Genomic DNA, 8751 nt, shown 5'->3' with positions numbered 1-8751 from the left:
GTTGGACGAGACGGGGTGGACGCAGCCGGCGCTGTTCGCGGTGGAGGTGGCGCTGTTCCGGTTGTTCGAGTCGTGGGGTGTGCGGCCGGACTTCGTGGCGGGTCATTCGATCGGTGAGTTGGCGGCGGTGCATGTGGCGGGGGTGCTGTCGCTGGAGGATGCGGCGGTGCTGGTGGGTGCGCGGGCGCGGTTGATGCAGGCGTTGCCGGGTGGTGGGGCGATGGTGGCCCTGGAGGCGACGGAGGAGGAGGTCCGGGCGGTTCTGGCGGACGGCGTGGACGGCGCGGACATCGCCGCCGTCAACGGGCCCCGTGCTGTTGTCGTCTCGGGCGACGAGGCGGCGGTCGAGAGTGTCCGCGAGCACTTCGCGGACCGTCGTACGCGCCGGCTGCGGGTCAGCCACGCGTTCCACTCGGCGCACATGGACGGCATGCTGGACGAGTTCCTGACCGTCGCCCGGGCGCTGACCTTCCGGCGCCCCGAGATCCCGGTGGTCTCCAACGTCACCGGCCTGGTGGCGAGTTCGGAGGAGATCACCGACCCGGAGTACTGGGTGCGTCAGGTCCGTGGCGCCGTGCGCTTCGCCGACGTGGTCACCACCCTGGCCGACGAGGGCGCGACGACCTTCGTCGAACTCGGCCCCGACGGCACCCTGGCCGGTCTGGTCGGCGCCACTCTGGACGAGGCCGTCACCGCCGTCCCGGTCCTGCGCCGGGAGCGGCCCGAGCAGCGGACGGCGCTGACGGCGCTCGCCCGGATCCACGTCCAGGGCCACCAGGTCGACTGGACCGCCCTGTTCGGCGGCGGGCACCGCCCGAGGCTCGCCCTGCCCACCTACCCGTTCCAGCGCCGCCGCTACTGGCTGGAGCCCGCCGCCCGGACCGCCGCCGACGCGCGCGGACTCGGCCTGGCGGCCGTCGACCACGCCGTGCTCGGCGCGGCCGTCGTCCAGGCCGACTCGGAGGGTGTGCTGCTCACCGGCAGCCTCTCCCTCGCCACCCACCCCTGGCTCGCCGACCATGTGGCGCTCGGCACCGTCCTGGCGCCCGGCGCGGCCCTGGTCGAGCTGGCGATCCGGGCGGGCGACGAGGTGGGCGCGAGCACCCTGGACGAGCTGGTGATCGAGGCCCCGCTCGTGCTGCCCGAGCGCGACACCCTGCACCTGCACGTGGCGGTCGGCGCGCCGGACGGGACCGGCGCCCGTCCGGTCACGATCCACTCCCGGCCCGCGCCCGGCCCGGCCTCCCAGGCCGCCCCGGCCGCCGTGGACGGCGCCTGGACCCGGCACGCGAGCGGCCTGCTGTCCGCCGACCGGCCCGGCACGGCCGTGCCCACCGCCTGGGCGCCCGCCGAGGGCGCCGAGCACCTCGCCCCCGAGGAGGCGTACGAGCTGCTGTCCGCCGTCGGACTGGACTACGGTCCGGCCTTCCGCGGGCTGCGCGAGGTCTGGCGGGACGGTGCGACGCTCCATGCGCACGCCGTCCTGCCGGAGCCGCAGACCGGGGACGCCGCCCGGTTCGGCCTGCACCCCGCGCTGCTGGACGCCGCCGCCCAGCTGCCCGCCCTCGACGGGGCGGACCGCGACCCCGCCGACGGCGACCCGGCCGCCGCCCGCACCCGTCGGCTCCCGTTCGCCTACCGGGGTGTCACCCTGCACGCCGCCGCCGCGACCGAGCTGCGGGTGCTGGTCACCGCGACCGGATCAGACTCCTACCGCCTGGAGGCCACCGACCCGGCCGGCCGACCGGTGATCACCGTCGAATCGCTGGTCACCCGTCCCGTCGTCACCGACCGGCTGGGCGCCGAGCCCGCCGTCGGACGGGACACGCTGTTCGCCGTCGACTGGCCGGAGGTGGCGGTCGAGGCGTTCGACGGGGCATCGGACGAGGTGCTGCGGGTGGACGGGGACGTGGTGGCGACGCTGGCCGCGCTCCAGTCCTGGCTGGCCCAGGACGACGGCGCCGGTGCGCCGCTGGTGGTGCTGACGCGGCAGGCCGTGGCCGTCGACGAGTCGGAGGCGCCGGACCTGACCGCCGCCCCGGTGTGGGGCCTGGTGCGTTCTGCGCAGTCGGAGAACCCGGGCCGGATCGTGCTCGTCGACACCGACAGCACCGAGGCCTCGGAGGCCGTGCTGGCGGCGGCCGTGGCCGGCGGTGAGCCGCAGCTGGCGCTGCGCGAGGGCCGGGTGCGGGTACCGCGCCTGGTCCGGGTGGCTGTCCCCGACGTCGAGGCCCGCGACTGGGACCCGGAGGGCACGGTGCTGATCACCGGTGGCACCGGCACCCTCGGCGCCCTGCTCGCCCGGCACCTGGTCACCGAGCGCGGTGTGCGTCACCTGCTGCTGCTGTCCCGCCGTGGCGCCGACGCCCCCGGTGCGGCCGAACTGCACACCGAACTCACCGCCCTCGGTGCGGACGTGACGATCGCGGCCGCCGACACCGCCGACCGCGAGGCGCTCGCCGCCGCGATCGCGGCCGTCCCGTCCGCCCACCCGCTGACCGCCGTGGTCCACACGGCCGGCGTGGTCGACGACGGCGTGCTGACCGCCCTCACCCCCGAGCGCCTGGCCGCCGTCTGGGCCCCCAAGGCCGACGGCGCCCGCCACCTGCACGAACTGACCCGGTCCCACGACCTGGCCGCGTTCGTCCTCTACTCCTCCGTCGCCGCCGTGCTCGGCAGCCCGGGACAGGCGAGCTACGCCGCCGCGAACAGCTACCTGGACGCCCTCGCCGCCCACCGGCGCAGCATCGGCCTGCCCGGCCAGTCCCTGGCCTGGGGGCAGTGGGCCGAGGCCAGCGGCATCACCGAACACCTCAGTGCCACCGACCACGCCCGGTTGGCCCGCTTCGGCATCCGGCCGATCGGCTCCGCCGAGGGCGTGCGACTGTTCGACGCCACCCGGCGGCTGGGCGACCGGGCGGCCCTGGTGCCCGCCCCGCTCGACCTCGCCGCCGTGCGGACGCAGCAGGACCGGACCCAGCACGAGGTGCCGCCGCTGCTGCGCGGCCTGGTCCGGCCCACCCGGCGCACGGCCGGCTCCGCACCCCACGGCACCGCCGCCACCCCCGGAACGGACGGCCGGGGCGCCCTCGCCCAGCGGCTCGCCGCCCTGCCCGACGACGCCGAGCGGCAGGCGGAGCTGCTCCGGCTGGTCCGCGCCGAGGTGTCCGCCGTGCTCGGCACCGAGGCCGAAGCGGTCGGCGCCCAGCGGTCGTTCACCAGCATCGGCGTGGACTCGCTGTCCGCCGTCGAGCTGCGCAACCGGGTCGCGGCCGCCACCGGCCTGCGCCTGTCGGCCACCCTGGTGTTCGACCACCCCAACCCGACCGCCCTCGCCGAGCACCTGCGGTCCGAACTCCTCGGCGCCACCGCCGACCCGGCGCCCGTGGTGAGCACCCCCGCCCCGGCCCGGCCCGCCGTCGAGGACGACCCGGTCGTCATCGTCGGCATGGCCTGCCGCCTGCCCGGCGGCGTGGCCACCCCGGACGACCTGTGGCGGCTGGTGAGCGAGGGCCGGGACGCCGTCACCGACTTCCCGGACGACCGGGGCTGGGACCTCGACAACCTCTACGACCCGGACCCCGACAAGCCCGGCACCTCCTACACCCGGCACGGCGGGTTCCTCGACCGGCCGGCCGAGTTCGACGCCGAGTTCTTCGGCATCTCGCCCCGCGAGGCGATCGCCACCGACCCACAGCAGCGGCTGCTGCTGGAGACCACCTGGGAGGCCCTGGAGAGCGCGGGCATCGACCCGACCGCCCTGCGCGGCAGCCGGACCGGCGTCTTCGCGGGCGTGATGTACCACGACTACGCGCCGCGGGTCCGCGAGGTGCCGGCCGAACTGGAGGGCTGGCTCGGCAACGGCACCGCCGGCAGCGTGGCCTCCGGCCGGATCTCCTACTCCTTCGGCTTCGAGGGCCCGGCCGTCACCGTGGACACCGCCTGCTCCTCCTCGCTGGTCGCGCTGCACCTGGCCGCCCAGTCGCTGCGCTCCGGCGAGTGCGACCTCGCCCTGGCCGGCGGGGTGGCCGTGATGTCCACCCCGACCACCTTCGTCGAGTTCTCCCGGCAGCGGGCCCTGTCCGCCGACGGCCGCTGCAAGGCGTACGCGAACGCGGCGGACGGCACCGGCTGGGGCGAGGGCGTCGGGCTGCTGCTGGTCGAGCGGCTCTCCGACGCCCGCCGCAACGGCCACCCGGTGCTCGCGGTGGTCCGCGGCAGCGCGGTCAACCAGGACGGCGCCTCCAACGGCCTGACCGCGCCCAGCGGCCCTGCTCAGCAGCGGGTGATCCGGGCGGCGCTGGAGCGGGCCGGGCTCGGCGCGGCCGACGTGGACGCGGTCGAGGGCCACGGCACCGGCACCACCCTCGGCGACCCGATCGAGGCGCAGGCCGTGATCGCCACCTACGGGCAGCAGCGGCCGGCCGAACAGCCGCTCTGGCTGGGCTCGTTGAAGTCCAACATCGGCCACACCCAGGCCGCGGCCGGTGCGGCGGGCGTGATCAAGATGGTCCAGGCGATCCGGCACGGGGTGCTGCCCCGCACCCTGCACGTGGACGAGCCCTCGCCGTACGTGGACTGGTCGGCGGGCGCGGTCGAACTGCTCACCGAGCAGCGGGACTGGCCGGAGCTCGGGCGGCCGCGCCGCGCGGCCGTCTCCTCCTTCGGGGTGTCCGGCACCAACGCGCATGTGATCATCGAGCAGGCCCCGGACCGGGTGCCGGTCGCCGCTGACCCCGTCGACGCCGCCGACGCGCCCGGCCCGCTGCCCTACCTCGTCTCCGCCCGCACCCCGGCCGCGCTGCTCGCCCAGGCCGCCCAGGTGGCGGAGCTGCTCCCGGCGCCCGACGGCCGGGACCTCGATGTCGCGCACGCCCTGGCCACCGCCCGAGGCGCGCTGGAGGAGCGGGCCGTCGCCGTCGGCGACCCGGAGGCCCTGCGGGCGCTCGCCGCCGGGGACCCGGCCGCCGCACTGGTCACCGGCACCGCCGACGTCAGCGGCCGCACGGTGTTCGTGTTCCCCGGCCAGGGCTCGCAGTGGGCCGGGATGGCCGTCGAACTCCTCGACACCGCACCGGTGTTCGCCGCCAGGATCGAGGATTGCGCGGCCGCCCTGGCCCCGCACACGGACTGGTCGCTGCCGGACGTCCTGCGCGGCGCCCCCGGCGCCCCCGGCCTGGACCGGGTGGACGTCGTCCAGCCGGTGCTGTGGGCGGTGATGGTCTCGCTGGCCGAGCTGTGGCGGGCGCACGGGGTGCGGCCGGACGCGGTGGTCGGCCACAGCCAGGGCGAGATCGCGGCCGCCGTGGTCGCGGGCGGGCTCTCGCTCGCCGACGGCGCCCGGGTGGTGGCCCTGCGCAGCCGGGCGATCCTCGCCCTGGCCGGGGCCGGCGGCATGGCCTCGGTCGCCCTGCCCGCCGCCGAGGTGGCCGAGCGGATCGCCGACCGGGCCGACCTGCTCTCGATAGCCGTGGTCAACGGCCCGGCGGCGACCGTGGTCTCCGGCGAGCCGACGGCGCTGGCCGAACTGGTCGACGCCTACCGGGCGGAGGGCGTCCGGGCCCGCACCATCCCGGTCGACTACGCCTCGCACTCCCCCCAGGTGGACGGTCTGCGGGCGGAGTTGGTGGAGCTGCTGGCCCCGGTCCGGCCGCGCACCGGCACCGTGCCGCTGCTGTCCACCGTCACCGGCGACTGGTTCGACACGGCGGGGCTGGACGCGGAGTACTGGGTGACCAACCTGCGCGAGACGGTCCGCTTCGAGGAGGCCACCCGGCGCCTCGCCGAGGACGGCCACACCGTGTTCGTCGAGGTGTCGCCGCACGGGGTGCTGACCGTGCCGATCGAGGACACCCTCGCGTCCGTCGGCGCCGGAAAGCGCTCGGTGGTGGCGGGCACGCTCCGCCGCGACCACGGCGGGCCGGAGCGGTTCCTGCTCTCCGCCGCCGAACTCTGGGTGCGGGGCGTGACGTTCGACTGGTCGGCGGTCTTCGCCGGGACCGGTCCGCGACCGGTGGCACTGCCCACCTATCCGTTCCGGCGGCAGCGCTACTGGCTGGACGCGACCGTCACCAACACGACCGTGGCCGGCTCCGTGGCCGCCGCGGCCGGCACCGACGGCGCGGCCGCCGGGCCCGCGCCCTGGCTGCTCAGGCTGGAGGGCGCGGAGGGCCCGGAGGCGCGGGAGGCGGTGCTGCTCGACCTGGTCCGCCGGGAGGCCGCGGCCGTGCTCGGCCACGCCGGCATCGCCGCCGTCGCTGCCGACCGGGCCTTCCGCGAACTGGGCCTGACCTCGCTCACCGCCGTCGAACTGCGCAACCGCATCGGCGCCGGCACCGGCCTGGAGCTGCCCGCGACGCTGGTCTTCGACCACCCGACCCCGGCCGCCGTCGCCGCCCAGCTGCTCGGCGAACTCCCGGACACCGCAGGGGGTGCGGAGGGCGCGGAGCTCGATCCGGGAGCGGCCCTGGCCGCCCTGGAGCGGTCCCTCGCCGGACCGGCGGGGCCCGAGGGGGAGCGCGCCTCGGTGCTCGCCCGGCTGAAGGCGCTGGTGGACCGCTGGGACGCCGGCGGCCTCGACGGGGCGGACGGCTCCGGCACCGAGGGTCATGGGGACCTCGACGAGCTGGACCTGGAGAACGCCACCGACGAGGAACTCTTCGCCCTGATGGACCGCGACGCCTCCCCGTCCGCCTGACACCTCCCCGTCTGCCTGACGCCTCCCCGTCCGCCTGACCCTTCTGCCGTTCGCCTTCCCCGGCGGCCGCCCCTCGCGGCGGCCGCCGGGCCCGAACCCCCGACCCTGCCACCACCCGTACGACCGCACCTGCGAGAGGCACCGATGTCCAACGACCAGAAGCTCCGCGACTATCTGAAGCGCGCCCTGGCCGACGCGCGCCAGGCCAACCGCCGCCTCGAGGAGGTGGAGCGGGCGAAGCGCGAACCGATCGCGATCGTCGGCATGGCCTGCCGCCTGCCCGGCGGCGTCGCCTCGCCCGAGGACCTCTGGCAGCTGGTGACCGACGGCGGCGACGCCATCACCGAGTTCCCCACCGACCGGGGCTGGGACCTCGACGCCCTCTACGACCCGGACCCGGACCACCCCGGCACCTCGTACACCCGGCACGGCGGATTCCTGGACACCACCGCCGAGTTCGACGCCGAGTTCTTCGGCATCTCGCCGCGCGAGGCCCTCGCCACCGACCCGCAGCACCGGCTGCTGCTCGAAACCGCCTGGGAGGCGTTCGAGCGGGCCGGCATCGACCCGACCGCGCTGCGCGGCAGCCGGACGGCGGTCTTCGCGGGCCTGGCCGGGACCGACTACACGCCCCGACTCCACGACGCTCCTGGTGAGTTGGAGGGCTACCTGGGCATCGGCGGCCTGGACAGCGTGGCCTCCGGCCGGATCTCCTACACCTTCGGCTTCGAGGGCCCGGCCGTCACGGTCAACACGGCCTGCTCCTCCTCGCTGGTGGCGCTGCACCTGGCCGCGCAGTCGCTGCGCTCCGGCGAGTCGGACCTCGCACTGGCCGGGGGCGTCAGCGTGATGTCGACGGCGCAGGGCTTCGTCGAGTTCTCCCGGCAGCGCGGACTGTCCACCGACTGCCGACGGGACGGGCTGGGCGGAGGGTGTGGGCCTGCTGCTGGTGGAGCGTCTTTCGGACGCGCGCCGCAACGGCCACGAGGTGCTGGCGGTGCTGCGCGGCAGCGCGGTCAACCAGGACGGCGCCTCCAACGGCCTCACCGCCCCCAACGGCCCGGCCCAGCAGCGGGTGATCCGCGCCGCCCTGGCCGACGCCCGCCTCTCCGCCGCCGACGTCCAGGCCGTCGAGGCGCACGGCACCGGCACCCGGCTCGGCGACCCGATCGAGGCCCAGGCCATCCTGGCCACCTACGGCCGCCAGCGTCCCGCCGAACAGCCCCTGCTGCTCGGCTCGTTGAAGTCCAACATCGGTCACACCCAGGCCGCGGCCGGTGTGGCGGGCGTGATCAAGTCGGTGCAGGCGATCCGGCACGGCGTGCTGCCGCGAACCCTGCACATCGAGGAGCCGACCCCGTTCGTCAACTGGTCGGCGGGCGCCGTGGAACTGCTGACCGAGCCCCGGGACTGGCCCACCGTGGAAGGCCCGCGCCGGGTCGGCGTCTCGGCCTTCGGCGCCAGCGGCACCAACGCGCACGTGATCATCGAGCAGGCCCCGGCGGAGGAGACCGTGCCGGTGGAGGCCGTGGTGCCGACGGTGGACGGTGCGTTGCTGGCCGGTGGAGGCCGTGGTGCCGACGGTGGACGGTGCGTTGCTGCCGTTCGTGGTGTCGGCGCGTTCGCCCGAGGCGCTGCGCGAACAGGGCGCCCGGGTGGCCGAGTTGGCCCTCGCGGGTGATCCGCTGGAGATCGCACGGTCCCTGGTCAGCACGCGGGCGGCGTTGGAGGAGCGGGCGGTGGTGCTGGGTGATCCGGCGGCGCTGCGTGATCCCGAGGGCGCGGATGTGGTGCGGGGGGTGGCGGGTTCGGGCGGTCTGGCGTTCCTGTTCTCCGGGCAGGGTTCCCAGCGGGTCGGTATGGGGCGTGAGTTGTATGCGTCGCAGCCGGTGTTCGCGGGGGCTTTCGATGCGGTGGCGGGGGCGTTGGGGCTGCCGTTGGCGGAGGTGATCGCTTCGGGTGAGGGGTTGGACGAGACGGGGTGGACGCAGCCGGCGCTGTTCGCGGTGGAGGTGGCGCTGTTCCGGTTGTTCGAGTCGTGGGGTGTGCGGCCG

At 76.0% G+C, this 8751-nt stretch carries 1 protein-coding gene and 1 pseudogene; both read left to right on the top strand.

Annotated features, from left to right (window positions below):
• Positions 1 to 6697 (top strand): type I polyketide synthase (locus tag ADK60_RS18180; RefSeq protein ID WP_079008474.1); only part of this gene is annotated, 6697 nt, incomplete at its 5' end.
• Positions 6698 to 6841: 144 nt separating this feature from the next.
• Positions 6842 to 8751 (top strand): annotated as a pseudogene (locus ADK60_RS41970) (type I polyketide synthase); the annotation flags it as partial.

Source organism: Streptomyces sp. XY431, from assembly GCF_001279805.1.
Lineage (GTDB): Bacteria > Actinomycetota > Actinomycetes > Streptomycetales > Streptomycetaceae > Kitasatospora > Kitasatospora purpeofusca.
This window is presented reverse-complemented; position numbering and strand designations above follow the sequence as displayed.